The organism is Moorena bouillonii PNG (assembly GCF_001942495.1).
Lineage (GTDB): Bacteria > Cyanobacteriota > Cyanobacteriia > Cyanobacteriales > Coleofasciculaceae > Moorena > Moorena bouillonii.
Genome location: NZ_MKZS01000001.1, coordinates 1,365,452 through 1,382,967 on the forward strand (window position 1 = coordinate 1,365,452; position 17,516 = coordinate 1,382,967).

Below are 17,516 nucleotides of genomic sequence, written 5' to 3' on the forward strand. Positions count from 1 at the left end.
GCATAGATCTTTCCCGACTCACTCTATACAATAAGTCTACACCCGGATTTGATATTATAGCATCAAACAACCTGTCGATATGTCGTATCCAAGTTACGAGGAGTACCGTGATTTTTGTCTGAAAAGTCCCCGGATGACAACCACCCGAAATTATCTGGAGCAAATCGGTAGACTAGAAATACAAGTTCCCAATAAAGTTGTCGAGGTCGATCCCAATTTCTTGTCTCAAAGTGACTCAGATATGTCACGCTATTGGAGCTTATTTAAGGAAAATGTAGGGAGATTCTCCTGGCATTATCATGCTACGGTTCCATTTATAACTGAGGAATCAATGCGCTTAGGCATGACCATGTGCAAATTTGCAGAATGGCTATCCGTTCAGCGAAATGACAACATTAAATATTACGAGATTAGTGGTGCAGATGCAGTTCATGGTCGCACAATGGCTGAATACTCTAACGGTTTGATTAGAACCTTAACTGATTCTCCTGACTTGGCGAATAAGGAGGATTTTTACCGCTTACTAAAACATAATTATTCAAAATTCTATCATGGCTCATTCGTAGATATTACACCTGAATATCTGGCTTCTGAACCGGAGTTAGAGTGGTTTAAAGATGGATTTGATATTGTTCATATGTGGATGACTTTACAATTCTATTGTTCGGATCGAGATACTCAAATCTTTTACATCAAAAAAGTACTGAAAGAAGATGGGATAATTTTATTCAAGGAAAAGTTGTTGATCCCCGATCAAGAACAATATCAGAGAAATGAGGATAATAAAGATAAATTATTTAAGTCACTCTACTTTTCAGAAGAAGTGATTGAATCCAAACGGTTGAATGCTCTGGTAAAAGGGAAGGGGCTGGGTGTTGGTCAAGTTGATTTTGAAACTTGTGTCACAGCAATTAAAAAGCACTTCAAGTTTGTCTATTTGATTTGGAATTGTGGAAATTTTTATGAGCTGGCAGCCTCGGATAATGAGTTAATGATCTCTAAGTTCCTAGAGATTTTGCCACCTCCTTATATGCCTGATCCATTTTCCACTGAAAAAGATTTGCCCAGACAGCTTTGATCCGAGGTCGATAAGGAATTGCACAAATGATAATGTCTCAGCAAATTACCTCTGCCATTACCATGACTCAACTCCATCTGGGTGAGCGAGCCTTACAAATTGATTGGTCTGATGGTCGAAAAAGTACGTTTCATTATTTCTGGTTACGGGACAACTGCCCTCAGTCAAGACTGATTGCAACTGACCAGCGAATCGTTGAGACGATTAATATTCCAGAGGATATCTATCCTAAAGCAGGCTATCTCACCGATGACAATCAACTGCAAATCACATGGGCTTACGATGGTCATGTCAGCCGTTATGATGGGAATTGGCTACGGGCCTATGACTATTCCAATGGTGCAAAATCTCCCCATAGACTCTTGAATGAGCAACCGAAGTTATGGGATGCCACGATTAAAAACGAATTGTCGATTGTTGATTATTCATCCTTGATAACGCAGCCATCGGTAGAGCGAGCTTTTTTGAATCAGTTTCATGCTCTGGGTTTTGGCATTCTCTGCAATGTGCCAACGGAACTGGGTCAAGTTCTCAAGGTTGGACGTCGATTTGGGATTGTGCGACCAACCAGTTGGGGCGAGTTGTTTGATATTAAAGCACGGGTTGAGACCGATGCAGTTGCCTACACCAACATTCCCTTAGCAGCTCATACCGATAGCACCTATCGTAACCCGCCACCGAGTATCCAAATCTTGCACTGTCTGGTTTCAGAGACAGAAGGGGGTGAATCAACCTTGGTCGATGGATTTAAGATTGCAGCCGATTTGCGAACCCAAGCCCCCCATAAATTTGATCTGTTAGCAACCACCCCGCTTCACTTTTATAGTCATACGGTCAATACTGAGCACCATGCCATTAGCCCTGTAATTCGCCTTGATGCTCAGGGTAATGTAGAAGGGATTCGCTACTCCAATCACGCTGTCCAGCCGTTTCTCCTACCTTCTGATGTAATGGAGGCTTATTATGATGCCTATTGCACCTTTGGTCGAATGCGAGAAGATAACATCTATCAAATTCGCTATCAACTCCGTCCAGGTGATTTGTATATGGTCGATAATCGGCGGGTGATGCACGGACGGACAGGATTTTCAAGGGGAGGCGATCGCCATCTCCAGGGATGCTACATCGAATATGATCAATTATTGAGCCGTAGAGAAGTCCTAAATCGTGACCAATTTAGTTAATCCGCTCGAACAGATGATTTTTATTGAAGGGGAAAAGCAAGTATGGAAAAAGTCAAGTTTACTTCCTTTGAAACAGGGAATCAGAAAGATTATGATCTGTTGTTTAACAGTTTTCAGAACTATAACTCAGATCTACCCAAACGCATTATAGGTGCATTAGCCGAATTGACAACTGCATACGGAGGCTATCAAATTACTCGTTATGAACACTCTTTGCAAACGGCAACAAGGGCTTATCGCAACGGTGAAAATGAAGAGATGGTCGTCGCTGCACTTGTTCACGATATTGGAGGAACTTTAGCTCCCTATAATCATGGGGCGATGGCTGCTGTCATTCTTCGAGCTTATGTTTCTGAAAAAGTTTGTTGGATTATCGAACATCACGACATATTTTCCATTTATTACTGGGGCCATCATTGGGGTTTAGATCGCCATGCTAGAGAAAAATATAAATACCACCCCTATTATCAAAGCGCAATAGATTTTTGTGAAAATTACGATCAAAAAAGTTTTGATCCTGATTATGATAGCCTATCTATAGAGTTTTTTGAACCTATGGTACATAGAATTTTCGCTCGACCTTGCCATAACAGTTCATACCTCCCAAAAAATTAAAGATGATCGTGATAAATATTAGACTTAGATCTTTCACCAAGTCGAAAATTTTCCGATGAAAGTAGGCAGCGGGCAATATTAATAATCCCTGACGGGGTGACAAACAACCTTAAAAGCTTTACTGGGTGTGGGGTGTGGGGTTAGGGCGAACGGGAAACATCAGGAGCTTGAAACGTTGGTAGCAGGGGCTATAGCTTTTTTAGAAATGCTCTGCATAAGTGACAGGTCCCGATAGATAGTCCTTTTTAGCACACTTTATTTCTCTGAAGGAGAAACTTGTTATGACAGCTGGGATGAATTCAGATCCCCCCAGAGGTCAAAACCTCGCCAGCACCATCGTGCTGGTAGTGGCTTGGCTTTTGGGGAATATCTGGGCACTGCAATGGCTATTTGAGTCATTTAAGTACGCATCACTGCTAAATCTGATGCTAATCGGTGTTGTGCTCATGGCTTGTTTGGTACAGCTATGGCGCGATCGCTTAATTATAACTGTGTCAGCAACTCCTACCTTAAGACTCTATCCCCTGTTGCTAATGTTAGGGTCTGGGATTAGTGCGATCGCATTCAGATGGTTGGTGTATATCCCACAACTCAACTTACTCCTATTCCTACTGGGTAGCTACGGGTTATGGGGCTTGTTTATCCCACCATCCCTTTGGCGTAAAGGGTTAGCTGCTGCAATTTTAGCTAAACCGCGAGAAGCCCCGCACTTTACCTGCGGAGGGTAAGTGTCGCATGGGAAGCGCGGGGCAAGGGTCGGAACGTCGAAATGCCAATGTGATATATTAAAAATGGTAGGGAAAATAAATTAAGAGCTAATCGCCACCTACCAACTGAAAATAGAACTTTTTTTGTATTGTTCCGGCGGGTCGGGGCATCCCGGAGACGAAACCTTAGAATAGGGCAGCCTTAATCATAAAGTTTTAACCCTTTACGCATAACCGACTAACCATAAAGGCTGCCCTATTCTTGCGGTAACTTCTGACCGTGTCGTTAATAAAGTTTACCCTTGTATCCTCAGCATTAGCTGGAGTTGGTAAGAAGCCCGCGCTGTCGAGTTAGGGCAGCGTCGGGAGTATGTCACTTTAACAGTGGTTTGGGTTTTCCATTAAGGGATGGCTATGCTTGGTTTATGGAATCAGCAACTGCTGAGACTACTGGTCAAACTGGATTTGAACCACTGGCGGCCAGGCAACTTATCCTAGGGTTGAGTCGAAACCTGAATGGTTCTCTAGAAGAACTGGATCGGATTCATGGCATAGCCAAGACCTATGACATTGTCAGTCCCTATTCATCCATGATTGTGCTGGTGAATGATGAGCAACGAAAGATGCTCAAAGAAGCAGAAGCGTCGAGCGATCGCTTTGACCGAGAGGTGGAAACTGGGGAAGAACAGTTGAATCAGCCGTCTAATCCCTTTAGTGTTTCCGGTGTTCCTGAACCAGAGGTATGGATGTTGATTTTGATAAGTGCGATCGCACTTTTGATTATTAGTAGACGGCAAAAAATTACTGTTGACGGTTAACGCTCAATAGTTGCCAATTATTTCATCAATAAGCAAGTGGCGTAGGGTGCCTTAGGGGCGGGATCGGCCTGATTTTCTCGGTTTCCAGTGTTGAAAAACCTAGCCCCGTAACGCACCACCGCCTCTTTGCCCTTTTTACTTTTTCAGACAACACGGGTCAAAATCTCTCCAGCAACTCGCTCAGCTGATTCCAACGCTGATTCCTTACCAGGAGATGCGATCGCAGTATGTTCACCTCATCCTACCACGATGGTCTACTAGTCATTAGTTTGTAGTGATTATTACATTATTTTATAATTTTAATATTTCATTTTATTGTTTACTATTACAATCTTTTCACATAGTTTAATTTTTATGTACTTGCCATGGTAACAAGAAGACAATTTAGCAAAATTGTTGAGGAATTATAATCAATTGAATTGAGAGACTTCAATGAGTAATAGTCAGTCCACAGGATTGCCTGTTTGGGTGCAGGAAAGAGATACAGTTATCGCCAATGATGCTGGGGTTGAATGGCGAGAGGGCAAACGCCCTGATTATTCCGAAACTAATGAATTTCTTAAGAAAGGGAGGAAATTCAATCATCCAGAGGGGTCTTTGGAAGCGATCGCTCAAAACTTAGTTAGAACTTTCGAGATGGAAGCCTCCTATAAAGCGAATCCTGAGCAGTGGTTGTCTATTGTTGCCGACCAGTTTCGGATGAGCACTAACGGTGGACCAAAGTACAATGCCCAGACTGTTGCTGATATCGGCACATACAACGTATTTCTTGGGGATACGGAACACTATCGTTCAACAGAAGAAACCTTTGAATCATCCATAGAAATTTTCCATAACGCTTTTCCCAATGGCTTTCTTTGGGAACTGATGGAAGTGCTTTCCGGACCTCCTAATGTCACCTTTAAGTGGCGGCATTGGGGGACGTTTAGCGGTTCCTTTAAAGGTCATGAACCCACAGGAGAAACCATAGAAGTTTTTGGAATCAGTATTGCTCGGGTTACTGAAGACTTGAAGATTGTCTCCTTGGAGCATTTCTTTGATAACAGTTTGTTTCTCAAGCAATTAACATCAGGCTGTCCATTCCACTAAAATTTCAATAAAATTAATCGTAGGGTGGGCAGTGCTTGACACCGATAAGATTAGCTTAATATCAAGTTATTAGGCACTGCCCACCGACTAAAATTTTAATAAAATTAATCGTAGGGTGGGCAGTGCTTGACACCGATAAGATTAGCTTAATATCAAGTTATTAGGCACTGCCCACCAACAGGATATTAATTATCAAAATCGTCGAAATTTTTAATAACATTAATCCGATGGTGGGCAGTGCTAAATAACAATGTCAAAGGTGAATATGGGGAAGGTAAGCACTGCCCACCCTACATCTCTGCCCACCCTACATCTACTACATCTATATCTGGGCTGGTGGGCAGTGCTAAATAACAATGTCAAAGGTGAATATGGGGAAGGTAAGCACTGCCCACCCTACATCTCTACTAGATCTCTACATCAAATCAAACGCAATCGCACTAAATTTTCAATAATAAGATTAATCCTAGGGTGGGCAGTGCTTGACACCGATAAGATTAGCTTAATATCAAGTTATTAGGCACTGCCCACCGACTAAAATTTTAATAAAATTAATCGTAGGGTGGGCAGTGCTTGACACCGATAAGATTAGCTTAATATCAAGTTATTAGGCACTGCCCACCAACAGGATATTAATTATCAAAATCGTCGAAATTTTTAATAACATTAATCCGATGGTGGGCAGTGCTAAATAACAATGTCAAAGGTGAATATGGGGAAGGTAAGCACTGCCCACCCTACATCTCTGCCCACCCTACATCTACTACATCTATATCTGGGCTGGTGGGCAGTGCTAAATAACAATGTCAAAGGTGAATATGGGGAAGGTAAGCACTGCCCACCCTACATCTCTACTAGATCTCTACATCAAATCAAACGCAATCGCACTAAATTTTCAATAATAAGATTAATCCTAGGGTGGGCAGTGCTTGACACCGATAAGATTAGCTTAATATCAAGTTATTAGGCACTGCCCACCGACAGGATATTAATTATCAAAATCGTCGAAATTTTTAATAACATTAATCCGATGGTGGGCAGTGCTAAATAACAATGTCAAAGGTGAATATGGGGAAGGTAAGCACTGCCCACCCTACATCTCTACTAGATCTCTACATCAAATCAAACGCAATCGCACTAAATTTTCAATAATAAGATTAATCCTAGGGTGGGCAGTGCTTGACACCGATAAGATTAGCTTAATATCAAGTTATTAGGCACTGCCCACCGACAGGATATTAATTATCAAAATCGTCGAAATTTTTAATAACATTAATCCGATGGTGGGCAGTGCTAAATAACAATGTCAAAGGTGAATATGGGGAAGGTAAGCACTGCCCACCCTACATATCTACTGCTGCCGCGACTGCTGTAATTCAGCAACGCCCTATCGCTTTATAGGCTTGCCCTCTATATTGGTCCTATATTTATATAGGCTTGCGCCAGTTTTTGATAAACTTCTATTGCCTCTGCCTTAATCTCTTGACGGCGTTGATCATTTATTGCCCAACTCCGCATGAGTTCCACTGCAGTTTTGCCTTGTTCGTAGGCATCGATGGCGGGTTGCCAGTTACCTTGGGTGAAGTGGAGGTTGCCTAAGCTGCGGGAAGTTGTCAGACAGTTAATCGGATTTGCTTCTGGGGTGCGAACGGACAAAGCTAGTTGGTATGCAGCAATTGCTTTGTTCAGATTCTCTTGCTTATCACCACGGATTTTCTGACTGTAGGCATTGCCCAGATTGTTTTGAGTCTTTGCCCAATCTTCGGGGAAGTCTTTTTTGGTGCGAACTGACAATGCTAGTTCGTATGCTTCAATCGCTTTTTCGAGATTCTGAGCCCTGTCGTGGCGGATTCTATCACGGTAGGCTGTGCCCAGATTGTTTTGAGTTATTGCCCACTCGATGGGGAAGTCTGTTTTGGTGTAAACTGACAAGGCTCGTTGGTATGCTTCAATAGCAAGTTCTATATTCTCAGCCCTGTGGTTGCGGATTCTTTGATAGTAGGCATTGCCCAGATTGGTTTGAATCACTGCCCAAATTTCCCGGTTACTCTCACGGGTAAAAACTGTTAGCAGCTGTTCGTAACCAGCCATAGCGATTTCCACGTTATTGGCTTTATTGCCCAGTGTAAAATTCTTGATCAGGTTGCTGAAGTTGCCAATATTTCTAGCAATGCCTTCTGCTGTTTCTGGTTCCGCTTCTGAGAATTTAGCACTAGCCCAGGCTTGAAGGATATGGATAAAGTTATCATCGAGTTTGTCTAGGTTGGCTTGCAGGAGTGGGTAGACAACTTTGGGGTCGCCATTGCTGTGGGCGATCGCTAGCAATACCTCCATCAAGAATTCGCGATAGTCTTGGGATGAGGGATTAGCTGAGGTAGCGGTTTCTGAGATTTCGTCCATTGTTAGTCGTTTTTTGTTGATCACAAAAAAAGCAAGTCCTTCAAAAGCACCAGGGGGGCTGCCTTAGATCAAGTCCGGTTGAATACCCATCATCAAGAAGATTGATGGGGAGATGGGGCAGATTGTGATTAAGGGTAATTATCAGGACATTATCTGAGTACATATATAAAAATGCGTGCTCAGGATATATAGCAATAAATCAATAAAAAAAATCGGTCAAGTTTTGGTTAACCCCAATTCTTGAGCAAATTCTATTATGTAAGCCTCAAGTACTTGGGGCGAGAGTATTGGAGGTGTGGTAAGTGTTTTAAATATGGTAGGCGTGGTAAGTGTGGGTGGGCAGATTGTGATTAAGGGTAATTATGAGGAGATTATCTGAGTACATATATAAAAATGTGTGCTCAGGATATATACCAATAAATCAATAAAAAAAATTCGGTCAAGGTCTGGTTAACCCCAAGTCTTGACCGATTTTTAGTTTGTAAGCTTCCACAAGTACAGCTGAGCTGCACTCAACTCTAAATCACTACTGATAAACTATCGAATTAGTCAGCAACTACTCGAAAGTAACTAGATCCCAACTCATCCTTCATCCTGATGTATACCCCTCCACAAAACAATTTTCACGATTCATAGTCGCCAGGGCGACGCCCTGGCAATTTACTATCCTAGTTTAGGTATAAGTATCGAATCAAAAAGGTCATAACCTGACCAGATTTTCCGGTAGGCTCGAAAGCGCTCCACTCGTCGGGATAGGCGTATTTAAGGGAATAGATAGCATTAATTGTTTTGCGAACTTGTTTAGGAGAACCGATCAAGATGTGCTTGACTTTCTTAGGTTTACGACCTGGGTTTTCAGGGTTGGTATTTTCATCGGAGTTGGGTGGAAGGTTGTCATTCATCAGTAGTAATTCCTTAAAACTGCTTACATTATTAATATATAAATAAATTAATTTAATGTCAAGGGATTTAGGAATTTTTTTTTATTATGAAATTGGGCATGTATGGAATATAAAATAGTTTTAGATTTTTAATAAATAAAAGTCATCGTAGGGTGGGCAGTGCTTTTAGATAAAATTAGCTAAATCTCAGGTAATTAGGCACTGCCCACCGACAGGATATTAACTATAAAAATACTTAGTTGTCTAAATTTTCAATAAAATTAATCCTCTGCTGGGCAGTGCTAAATACCAATTGAAAAGCTGATCCGGTACGAAAGGTTAGCACTGCCGAGTCTACATCTAAATCTGTAAAGCGATTGGCCTACGGCCACGCTAAGCGAACGCACTACATCTATTACATCTACTGGTACATCTACTGGGCTGGTGGGCAGTGCTCAATATCAATTAAAAAGGTAATCCGGTACGAAAGTAAGCACTGCCCACCCTACATCTAAATCTAAATCTATATCTATATCTACTAAATCTACTTACCTGGTGGGCTGGTGGGCAGTGCTCAATACCAATTAAAAAGCTGATCCGGTACGAAAGTCACCACTGCCCACCCTACATTTATAACTTACCTAATCATTCTTGGAATGGTCAAATTCATAAACGTAAAACAGCCGACTTAACCTTTTAAATGAGTAGCCTATGGTTGCTAGAATAATTGCTCCCGCAATCCCTAGCCAGAATCCGGTTGAAGGTATCACTTTCAAAGGAGATATAGTCACGGTATCTGTAGTCATTGCCATCTTAAATGCTACAGCCCGGGCATCCATAACTATTCCGATTAATAAACAGAGCGCCGCCGCTCCATAACTGATTACCACAGCACGATTGATATTGGTCAGAGCCTTTTGACAAACAACACAATCTTTAGTATGAGTTGACCACACATCAAAAAGCTGCTTTTTATCTAACTCAGCATTGGGAAGTTGATCATTGATACCTGAATCCCAAGGAATTTTACCTCCTGCTCTCGTTTTAAACCACTGACGAAAGGTGATTACCATTTTGTCTTGAGGATTGGGAGTATAAACTGTCTTGAGCCAGTCTTGCTGTTGTCGTCGAGCCAATATTTTTTCTTGGTAGTGAAGGAATACTAAGTCTTGATGCAAAAATACTGAAGCCAAGACATGACCCAACCAAATTGGCATTGGTAAGGCAAAAAATCCTAAGCCTTCTGGTGTTTTTCCCGCTTCATTCTTGACTAAGACCTGACAACCAATATGACGACACCAGCCAGGACGAGTAGGAATGGCATATAAGGCTAAGATTAATTTTCCGCCATCGTTATAGTTAGTAACAATTCTCATATGACAGGGAGGTTGAAAGTCATGAATTGCTTCGGCTACCTTTTCAACGGTGGGGTTAATAGCAAAGGAAAATCCTTCTTGAGTGGATATTTCCCTAAGACCAGGCATATCATAATACTTGGCATCTTCATAGCGACTACCCATAATACCGTGATGGGAAACCGGTACGTGAGCGGGATCAGCAACATTTTCCATGAAAAAGTCCCAGCCATAGGGCAAGTCGCGGATATTCCAAAATAGCTTGACTACTCGATCGGAATCTGATTCTAGTTCGGGAATTAAACGGGGTTTTCTCAACTGACTTTCCTGTTGAGCCTTGGTTCCCGATTCTGGCCATACCCAGAGTAAACCTTGATTTTCCTGAGTTGGATAGGCAACAGCACAGGATTTAGGATTCGAGCAGTTTTTAAGTTCAGTCTCCTGGTCTTGGGATTGAGGAATACTAACACAATTTCCTTGAGCATCAAAACGCCAAGCGTGATAAGCACACAATAAGGTTCCATCAGACTCCACACGCCCTTCAGAAAGAGGAGCTAATCGATGGGGACAAAAATCTTCAAAACAACGCCATTTACCAGACCCATCCCGCCATAACACTAGCTCTTTACCCAGTAACTGTATTTTGTGAGGACGAGATGGCGCAAGGAATTCAACAACAGCTACTGGATACCACTGCTTTGTCCATTGAAATGTTTCGTCTTGTTTGAGGTGAACTTGTTCCCTTGACTTATCAAGACTTTCGTTCAAATTAGTTAAATTGGCTTCAATCGTCATACTTTTCGGGAATACTTTGTTCACAAAGATAACAGCGCTTGCCGTAACTTCAATCATTATCCACCGAAACTAATCAATCTGAGGCAGGTGGGCAGTGCTTTATACCAATTAAAAGGCTGACCATCTCGAAGGGAACCACTGCCCACCCTACATCACAGGCTGCTATTGACTATTTTAGCTAAAATAGCTATTTTAGACTTTATGTCTAGTATTTTTACCTAAAAAGTTATGAAAATCCTTGGAGCATCTGATGCAAAAAACCGTTTTGGTGAACTGTTGGATTTAGCTCGAAGAGAGCCAATACAAATTACTAAAAAAGGACGTAAGGTTGCTGTTGTTATTTCTATAGAAGAATTTGAAAGGTTATTAGAATTAGAAGAGGAACTTATAGCTATCAAAGCTAAACAAGCACAACAAGAAGGGTTTATTGGGCTGTCAGAAAGTGAGCAGCTTTTGGAGGATATTATATAGAAATTATTATTTGGGTGACTGACAAAGCTTATCCTTTTAAGGCAAGAGGCAAGAGGCAAGAGGCAAGAGGCAAGAGGCAAGAGGAAAGAGGCAAGAGGCAAGAGGCAAGAGGCAGGAGGCAAGAGGCAAGAGGCAAGAGGCAAGCGGCAAGAGGCAAGAGGCAAGAGGCAAGAGTCAAGAGGCAAGAGGCAAGAGGCAAGAGGCAAGAGGCAAGAGGCAAGAGGCAAAAGGCAAAAGGCAATATTAAAGATAGTTTTCAGGGAATCAGTGTCCCAAAAAACTGTACCTCTTATTAAGTCATAAAAACGCTATAAAAGAAATGATGATGAAGATAAATCGTAGGGTGGGCAGTGCTCGAAACCGATCAGTAAGCCATGTCATCGGGGGAAAACACTGCCCACCGACAGGAAATTGACTGGGCTACTCCACCGCACTCAAACGCGATTGGCCGTAGGCCACGCTACGCGAACGCACTAAATTTTTAATAATATTAAGGAGCGTAGGGTAGGCTGTGCTCAAAACCGATCAGATTAGCTTTTCATCGGAGGAAAACACTGCCCACCACCAACAAAAAAAGGAAAAAAAAGTTACTTCTGTGACATACTCCCACACTGAATCGAAGATTACAGTGTGGGCTTCTTGCCAACTCCACCCAACGGTTCGGATACTCGGCAAGCTTTATTAACGACACGGGATGTCCCTCCGCGCCGGAACGATACAATAAGTTCTGTTTTTTAGTGGCTGACAAACCAGCATTTTCGGCTTTGTTTATCAGAATATATTATAGCAATTTTATTAATACCCTGTGCAAAATTCATCCCACACCTATGTGTGGGATGAATTTTGCCGGACAGCTAAATCATAACACAATTGATCCCACTGGTGGGGAGTGCTGGCGGACTAATTGAAAAGCTGATCATCGCCAAGGTCAGCACTGCCCACCCTACATCTACATCTACATCGATTCCCGACTCCCCACTCCCGACTCCCCACTCCCGGAATATATTACAATCTGTAAAGAAACTGAAAGGATAAGGGAGAATGCGCTTAGCAATCGTTGGTGCGGGGCTCGCGGGCATGGCCACAGCAGTAGAATTAGTAGATGCTGGTCATGAGGTGGAAATTTTTGAATCCCGTCCCTTTGTGGGGGGAAAGGTGGGCAGCTGGGTAGATAAGGATGGCAATCACATCGAAATGGGGTTGCATGTCTTCTTTGGCTGCTATTACAACCTGTTTGAGCTGATGAAGAAGGTGGGAGCGTTCCAGTTTCTGCGCCTGAAGGAGCATACTCACACCTTTATTAATAATGATGGACGCAAGGGTGAGCTAGACTTTCGCTTCATTACTGGTGCTCCCTTTAATGGCCTAAAAGCCTTTTTTACCACCTCCCAACTCTCCCTCCAGGATAAGCTGCAAAACTCCATTGCCCTGGGGATTAGCCCTCTGGTGCGTGGCTTGATAGATTTCGATGGCGCAATGAAAACGATTCGTGACCTAGATGCGGTCAGTTTCGCTGATTGGTTTCGCGGTCATGGTGGTTCCGACGGTAGTTTAAAGCGGATGTGGAATCCTATTGCCTATGCTCTGGGTTTCATCGATACCGAGAATATTTCTGCCCGTTGTATGCTAACCATATTCCAGTTATTTGCCGCTAGAACCGAAGCATCGGTACTACGAATGCTGGAAGGCTCTCCTCATGAGTACCTCCATAAACCAATTATTAACTATTTAGAGGAAAGAGGAGCAAAAATCCACACTCGCCGCCAAGTCAGGGAAATTCTGTTTACGGAAACCCCAGAGGAAACCCGAGTCACTGGTTTAGTGATTGCCAAAGGGGAAACCGAAGAAACCATTACCGCTGATGCCTATGTCTGTGCGGTTGATGTGCCTGGTGTTCAACGGCTGTTACCGAAATCATGGCGCAAGTGGTCCGATTTCGATAATATCTACAAGCTGGATACGGTACCAGTGGCCACGGTCCAACTACGATTTGATGGCTGGGTCACAGAGCTTCATGATGCCGAGAAACGCCAGCAACTCCAAGAAGCAGCAGGGATGGATAATCTACTGTATACTCCCGATGCTGATTTTTCCTGCTTTGCTGATTTAGCTCTCACTAGTCCTGGTGACTATTACAAAGCGGGGGAAGGGTCACTGATGCAGTTGGTACTAACTCCAGGAGACCCATTTATCCGACAAAGTAATGATGCGATCGCAAAACATGTGCTTCACCAAGTCCATAACTTGTTTCCCTCCTCACGAGACTTGACCATGACCTGGTCTAGTGTCGTAAAACTCGCTCAGTCTCTATACCGGGAAGCCCCTGGCATGGACCCCTATCGCCCTAACCAAAAGACCCCAATCCCTAATTTTTTCCTAGCCGGTAGCTATACCCAACAAGACTATATCGATAGTATGGAAGGAGCTACCCTATCCGGGCGTCGTGCTGCTAAGGCGATTGAGTCTTTGGTTAGTTGAAGAAGGGAATAGGGAACAGGGAACAGGGAATGGGGAATCGGGAATCGGGAATCGGGAATCGGGAATCGGGAATGGGGAATCGGGAATCGGGAGTAGGGAATCGGGAATCGTGGACAATAATTCACGACGAAAACAGTATCAGAAAACCACTTTTGCCAGAGGTCTACTCTTAATAAAAATCTCCCCCATCTCCCCATTTCACCATTTCCCCATCTCCCCACACTCCCGACTCCCAACTCCCGACTCCCGACTCCCGACTCCCGATTCCCGACTCCCGATATAATCACTAAAACTTGAGGAATCTAAAACCCTATGTCTGATTGGCTGGAACATAGTGTACAAGTTGAAGTAGAAGTTCCCATTGAGTTAGCGTGGGACCTTTGGTCAGATTTAGAACAAATGCCCCGGTGGATGAAGTGGATTGACTCAGTGGAAGTCCTAGAAGAGGATCCTGACTTATCCCGGTGGAAACTTGCCAATATGGGCTTTGAGTTTAGCTGGCTCTCTCGAATTCTGAAATTAGTTCCACACCAGATTATTCAGTGGGAATCAGTAGATGGTTTGCCCAATCGAGGTGCCGTGCGCTTCTACGACCGTAAGGATAGCAGTATCGTTAAGCTCACCATCGCTTACGCAATTCCCGGCATTCTTGGTCAGTTAATGGATAACTTATTTTTAGGTAACTTAGTTGAGTCTACCATCCAGGAAGATTTAGAACGATTCCGGGATTATGCTCTGAAGGTTAAAGGGTAGCAATGGGGAGTCGGGAATCGGGAGTCGGGAATCGGGAGTCGGGAATCGGGAGTGGCTCTATGGTAGAAACGCGCTGATCCCTATGGTTGTAAGTCTCCAAAAACATTTGCCATTTATGATATAATCCAAACCTTTTGTATACTAAGCGTACCCAATTTTTTAATAACAAATACAACATCCACAACCCGAAAAATATATCTATTCCCGATTCCCGATTCCCTACTCCCGATTAGCTACTCCCTACCGATTCGATTCCCGATTCCCGATTCCCGATTCCCGATTCCCGATTTACCATCAATCCTATGTTCACCTATCAAATACAAACCCTATAGTTTACATGCCTATTTTTTCCAAAACTTCTTGGGCAAGAGACCTAAATTCTTCTGAAGCCATAGAATAGGGCTTATAATCCAAAACAGACACAGGAGACGGTATATCTTGATTGTCTACTTTTTCAACTTGTTCAGCACACTTTGCCAAATCATCTCGATCGAAAATAACACTCTTCATCACATCAAAGCCATATCGATCGGAAATTGCTTGTATCCTTTTTGGCAAGGTATGTTGTATGAACATGTTATTGGTTGCTATTTTAGAAGGCAGCACTCCCAAGACTTCAAGTGGCGGTTTAATGTTGATTTGTTTTCGATAGCCATTAATAGCTCTGATGAAATCTTTTACATTCAGTAAGCCTTGATTAGAAAAAGGCTTGAGGTCTGAAGGGATGATTAAATAGTCAGCAGTGATTAAAGCAATTCTGGCATATAAATTCCAAGAGGGCGGAGTATCAATAATTACCACATCATAGTAAGTTTTAACATCCTCTAGTTTATCCATCAGCATTAGGAAGCTAAAATCAAGCTGATTCATATCAAGCTCATATTTCATGAGATCGATGTGGGCAGGAACCACATCAATTTCTGGATTGCTGAATTCAGATTTTCTAGCTACTTCCGAGATTGAGAAGAATTCCTCAGATTGCAAAACATGGAGAATATTACAATCTTTGATATCATCAAATGCTTCGTCATGAAATTTAACCAGTCCGGTAGCAAAGGTAGCATTCGCTTGGCTATCAAGATCGATCACAAGCACTTTTTTGCGGTTTTTTCGGATAGCGGCCCCTAGGTTAACCACCGTCGTGGTTTTTCCGACGCCGCCTTTGTTATGGTATACTGCAATGACCTTCACGTTATTTTACCTCTTTCTTTTTGTCAAAACTGGGATACACCATTTCTATAGTCAATATGAAAGGCGGTGTTGGCAAGACTACCACCACCGTCAACCTTGCTACCTGTCTTGCCAAAGATTATGGCATGCGAGTATTAATCGTTGATCTCGATACCCAGATTAATGCTACCCTAAGCCTGATGCCTCCAGTGCAATTTGCTAAACTCAAGAAGGAAGACCGAACCTTAAAAAAAATAATTAATCAAGTCATTCAGTCACCCACTCAGGCATATATTCCCATTGAACAAGCGATTCAGCGCAATATTTGTCGAGTCGATGGACTAGATTTATTGCCAGGGGATATCGAAACCTACAATGATTTTCTATTGGCTGCATTGCTGTTTTCTCAGTCAAAGGATAATCCTCAAGAGTTTGAAAACAACTGGAATCAGCTAGAAAATTATTTAATTAAGCGTGCCCTTGAGCCAGTTCAACAAACCTACGATTTTATTCTATTGGATTTCCCCCCAAGTGAGAATATTATCACTCGTAGTGGAATTATTGCTAGTGATTTTTATCTCATTCCTGCCAAAGCTGAACCGTTATCAGTGGTTGGGATTGGCATCCTCGAAGAAGGTCAGATCAAAAAGCTCGTACAAAGCGATCGCTCTGGGATAACCCTGATTGGGATTCTGTTTTTCTCCCTTGGTCACGCCACCAATATGGCTACACAAGTCAAGAACCGATTGACCGATAATTTTGGGAAAGACAAAATTTTTAGTATAGAAATTCCCAGGAATGTTGCGGTTGCCAAAGCTGTGGATGAGTTTCGACCTGTGGTCATCAATGAACCCCAAGCAACTGGAGCCAAAGCCTTTACTCAATTCACTCAAGAATTTATCCAAAAATTATCGAATATTATAACAAATAAATCTAAGAAATAGTTGAGCACAAGGGTGGAATCGGGAATCGGGAATCGGGAGTCGGGAATCGGGAGTCGGGAGTCGGGAGTCGGGAGTCGGGGATCGGGAATCGGGNACTGGAATCAGCTAGAAAATTATTTAATTAAGCGTGCCCTTGAGCCAGTTCAACAAACCTACGATTTTATTCTATTGGATTTCCCCCCAAGTGAGAATATTATCACTCGTAGTGGAATTATTGCTAGTGATTTTTATCTCATTCCTGCCAAAGCTGAACCGTTATCAGTGGTTGGGATTGGCATCCTCGAAGAAGGTCAGATCAAAAAGCTCGTACAAAGCGATCGCTCTGGGATAACCCTGATTGGGATTCTGTTTTTCTCCCTTGGTCACGCCACCAATATGGCTACACAAGTCAAGAACCGATTGACCGATAATTTTGGGAAAGACAAAATTTTTAGTATAGAAATTCCCAGGAATGTTGCGGTTGCCAAAGCTGTGGATGAGTTTCGACCTGTGGTCATCAATGAACCCCAAGCAACTGGAGCCAAAGCCTTTACTCAATTCACTCAAGAATTTATCCAAAAATTATCGAATATTATAACAAATAAATCTAAGAAATAGTTGAGCACAAGGGTGGAATCGGGAATCGGGAATCGGGAGTCGGGAATCGGGAGTCGGGAGTCGGGAGTCGGGAGTCGGGAATCGGGAATCGGGAATCGGGAATCGGGAGTCGGGCATCGGGGGAAGAGAGGTAAGAGGTATTTTTCGATTAATTTGGTTTATTTTACGACATTTTTGCTGA

At 42.7% G+C, this 17,516-nt stretch carries 21 protein-coding genes; 13 read left to right on the plus strand and 8 right to left on the minus strand.

Going from position 1 to position 17,516, the window contains the following annotated elements:
* Positions 1-133 precede the first annotated feature (133 nt).
* The 7 genes from BJP37_RS05620 to BJP37_RS05645 all read left to right on the plus strand — a co-directional run bounded on the left by BJP37_RS05620 (position 134) and on the right by BJP37_RS05645 (position 5,491).
* Complete coding sequence (locus tag BJP37_RS05620) at positions 134-1,078, plus strand: hypothetical protein (protein ID WP_075897138.1); 945 nt, start codon at positions 134-136, stop codon at positions 1,076-1,078.
* 26 nt (positions 1,079-1,104) lie between these two features.
* Positions 1,105-2,262, plus strand: coding sequence for a TauD/TfdA family dioxygenase (locus tag BJP37_RS05625; protein WP_081431085.1), 1,158 nt, complete (start codon positions 1,105-1,107; stop codon positions 2,260-2,262).
* Positions 2,263-2,304: 42 nt separating this feature from the next.
* On the plus strand, positions 2,305-2,877 hold the full coding sequence (locus BJP37_RS05630) for an HD domain-containing protein (protein WP_075897142.1): 573 nt from the start codon (positions 2,305-2,307) through the stop codon (positions 2,875-2,877).
* 281 nt (positions 2,878-3,158) lie between these two features.
* The gene (locus BJP37_RS05635) at positions 3,159-3,605 is read left to right on the plus strand and encodes a hypothetical protein (protein WP_075897144.1); all 447 of its coding nucleotides are present in this window, start codon (positions 3,159-3,161) and stop codon (positions 3,603-3,605) included.
* Between the two features lie 305 nt (positions 3,606-3,910).
* Complete coding sequence (locus BJP37_RS05640) at positions 3,911-4,402, plus strand: PEP-CTERM sorting domain-containing protein (RefSeq protein WP_158069442.1); 492 nt, start codon at positions 3,911-3,913, stop codon at positions 4,400-4,402.
* 126 nt (positions 4,403-4,528) lie between these two features.
* Positions 4,529-4,663: a hypothetical protein gene (locus tag BJP37_RS43305; protein WP_269086955.1), complete on the plus strand. Its 135-nt coding sequence runs from the start codon at positions 4,529-4,531 to the stop codon at positions 4,661-4,663.
* Between the two features lie 171 nt (positions 4,664-4,834).
* Positions 4,835-5,491: an ester cyclase gene (locus tag BJP37_RS05645; RefSeq protein WP_075897148.1), complete on the plus strand. Its 657-nt coding sequence runs from the start codon at positions 4,835-4,837 to the stop codon at positions 5,489-5,491.
* A 1,410-nt stretch (positions 5,492-6,901) separates the two neighbouring features.
* Here BJP37_RS05645 and BJP37_RS05650 read toward each other — a convergent pair.
* From BJP37_RS05650 to BJP37_RS05660, 3 genes are all read right to left on the minus strand, one after another.
* Positions 6,902-7,891, minus strand: coding sequence for a tetratricopeptide repeat protein (locus tag BJP37_RS05650; RefSeq protein WP_075897150.1), 990 nt, complete (start codon positions 7,889-7,891; stop codon positions 6,902-6,904).
* A 668-nt stretch (positions 7,892-8,559) separates the two neighbouring features.
* Positions 8,560-8,793: a hypothetical protein gene (locus BJP37_RS05655; protein WP_075897152.1), complete on the minus strand. Its 234-nt coding sequence runs from the start codon at positions 8,791-8,793 to the stop codon at positions 8,560-8,562.
* Between the two features lie 620 nt (positions 8,794-9,413).
* Entirely contained in the window at positions 9,414-10,922 is a 1,509-nt protein-coding gene (locus BJP37_RS05660; protein ID WP_075897154.1) for an aromatic ring-hydroxylating dioxygenase subunit alpha, read from the minus strand.
* Positions 10,923-11,150: 228 nt separating this feature from the next.
* Here BJP37_RS05660 and BJP37_RS05665 point away from each other — a divergent pair, with 228 nt between their 5' ends.
* Both BJP37_RS05665 and BJP37_RS38575 read left to right on the plus strand, forming a co-directional pair.
* Positions 11,151-11,393, plus strand: a complete 243-nt coding sequence (locus BJP37_RS05665; protein ID WP_075897156.1) for a type II toxin-antitoxin system Phd/YefM family antitoxin — start codon at positions 11,151-11,153, stop codon at positions 11,391-11,393.
* 14 nt (positions 11,394-11,407) lie between these two features.
* Positions 11,408-11,689, plus strand: coding sequence for a hypothetical protein (locus BJP37_RS38575; RefSeq protein WP_158069443.1), 282 nt, complete (start codon positions 11,408-11,410; stop codon positions 11,687-11,689).
* Positions 11,690-11,918: 229 nt separating this feature from the next.
* Here BJP37_RS38575 and BJP37_RS41890 read toward each other — a convergent pair whose 3' ends face one another.
* Both BJP37_RS41890 and BJP37_RS40780 read right to left on the minus strand, forming a co-directional pair.
* Positions 11,919-12,068 carry a hypothetical protein gene (locus BJP37_RS41890; protein ID WP_158069444.1) on the minus strand — a complete coding sequence of 50 codons (150 nt, stop codon included), beginning with the start codon at positions 12,066-12,068 and terminating at the stop codon, positions 11,919-11,921.
* A gap of 179 nt (positions 12,069-12,247) precedes the next feature.
* A complete protein-coding gene (locus BJP37_RS40780; protein ID WP_198954360.1) occupies positions 12,248-12,472 on the minus strand; it encodes a hypothetical protein in 225 nt (74 codons plus the stop codon).
* Between BJP37_RS40780 and zds the strand changes: the two genes are divergently transcribed.
* The gene (zds, locus tag BJP37_RS05670) at positions 12,435-13,871 is read left to right on the plus strand and encodes a 9,9'-di-cis-zeta-carotene desaturase (protein ID WP_070391536.1); all 1,437 of its coding nucleotides are present in this window, start codon (positions 12,435-12,437) and stop codon (positions 13,869-13,871) included. The two genes, BJP37_RS40780 and zds, sit on opposite strands and share 38 nt — an antisense overlap.
* Here zds and BJP37_RS38590 read toward each other — a convergent pair.
* Positions 13,796-14,158, minus strand: a complete 363-nt coding sequence (locus BJP37_RS38590) for a hypothetical protein (protein ID WP_158069446.1) — start codon at positions 14,156-14,158, stop codon at positions 13,796-13,798. The two genes, zds and BJP37_RS38590, sit on opposite strands and share 76 nt — an antisense overlap.
* A gap of 25 nt (positions 14,159-14,183) precedes the next feature.
* On the opposite strand from BJP37_RS38590, the gene BJP37_RS05675 reads away from it, so the two are divergent.
* Positions 14,184-14,624, plus strand: coding sequence for an SRPBCC family protein (locus BJP37_RS05675; RefSeq protein ID WP_075897158.1), 441 nt, complete (start codon positions 14,184-14,186; stop codon positions 14,622-14,624).
* Positions 14,625-14,957: 333 nt separating this feature from the next.
* On the opposite strand, the gene BJP37_RS05680 is transcribed toward BJP37_RS05675, so the two are convergent.
* The gene (locus tag BJP37_RS05680) at positions 14,958-15,815 is read right to left on the minus strand and encodes a ParA family protein (RefSeq protein WP_075897160.1); all 858 of its coding nucleotides are present in this window, start codon (positions 15,813-15,815) and stop codon (positions 14,958-14,960) included.
* Between the two features lie 29 nt (positions 15,816-15,844).
* Between BJP37_RS05680 and BJP37_RS05685 the strand changes: the two genes are divergently transcribed.
* Together BJP37_RS05685 and BJP37_RS05690 are read left to right on the plus strand one after the other, a co-directional pair.
* Positions 15,845-16,738, plus strand: coding sequence for a ParA family protein (locus BJP37_RS05685; RefSeq protein ID WP_070396514.1), 894 nt, complete (start codon positions 15,845-15,847; stop codon positions 16,736-16,738).
* A 12-nt stretch (positions 16,739-16,750) separates the two neighbouring features.
* Entirely contained in the window at positions 16,751-17,335 is a 585-nt protein-coding gene (locus BJP37_RS05690; protein WP_075897162.1) for a ParA family protein, read from the plus strand.
* Here the strand turns inward: BJP37_RS05690 and BJP37_RS38595 are convergent.
* The gene (locus tag BJP37_RS38595) at positions 17,300-17,452 is read right to left on the minus strand and encodes a hypothetical protein (RefSeq protein ID WP_158069447.1); all 153 of its coding nucleotides are present in this window, start codon (positions 17,450-17,452) and stop codon (positions 17,300-17,302) included. The genes BJP37_RS05690 and BJP37_RS38595 overlap by 36 nt on opposite strands.
* Positions 17,453-17,516: the final 64 nt, after the last annotated feature.

Coding starts and splice junctions, on each gene's coding strand:
- BJP37_RS05650 (WP_075897150.1), bottom strand. CDS start 7,891: ATGGACGAAATCTCAGAAACCGCTACCTCAGCTAATCCCTCATCCCAA.
- BJP37_RS05675 (WP_075897158.1), top strand. CDS start 14,184: ATGTCTGATTGGCTGGAACATAGTGTACAAGTTGAAGTAGAAGTTCCC.
- BJP37_RS05630 (WP_075897142.1), top strand. CDS start 2,305: ATGGAAAAAGTCAAGTTTACTTCCTTTGAAACAGGGAATCAGAAAGAT.
- BJP37_RS05655 (WP_075897152.1), bottom strand. CDS start 8,793: ATGAATGACAACCTTCCACCCAACTCCGATGAAAATACCAACCCTGAA.
- BJP37_RS05635 (WP_075897144.1), top strand. CDS start 3,159: ATGACAGCTGGGATGAATTCAGATCCCCCCAGAGGTCAAAACCTCGCC.
- BJP37_RS05660 (WP_075897154.1), bottom strand. CDS start 10,922: ATGACGATTGAAGCCAATTTAACTAATTTGAACGAAAGTCTTGATAAG.
- zds (WP_070391536.1), top strand. CDS start 12,435: ATGCGCTTAGCAATCGTTGGTGCGGGGCTCGCGGGCATGGCCACAGCA.
- BJP37_RS40780 (WP_198954360.1), bottom strand. CDS start 12,472: ATGCCCGCGAGCCCCGCACCAACGATTGCTAAGCGCATTCTCCCTTAT.
- BJP37_RS05645 (WP_075897148.1), top strand. CDS start 4,835: ATGAGTAATAGTCAGTCCACAGGATTGCCTGTTTGGGTGCAGGAAAGA.
- BJP37_RS38595 (WP_158069447.1), bottom strand. CDS start 17,452: ATGCCCGACTCCCGATTCCCGATTCCCGATTCCCGATTCCCGACTCCC.
- BJP37_RS05625 (WP_081431085.1), top strand. CDS start 1,105: ATGATAATGTCTCAGCAAATTACCTCTGCCATTACCATGACTCAACTC.
- BJP37_RS05665 (WP_075897156.1), top strand. CDS start 11,151: ATGAAAATCCTTGGAGCATCTGATGCAAAAAACCGTTTTGGTGAACTG.
- BJP37_RS05620 (WP_075897138.1), top strand. CDS start 134: ATGACAACCACCCGAAATTATCTGGAGCAAATCGGTAGACTAGAAATA.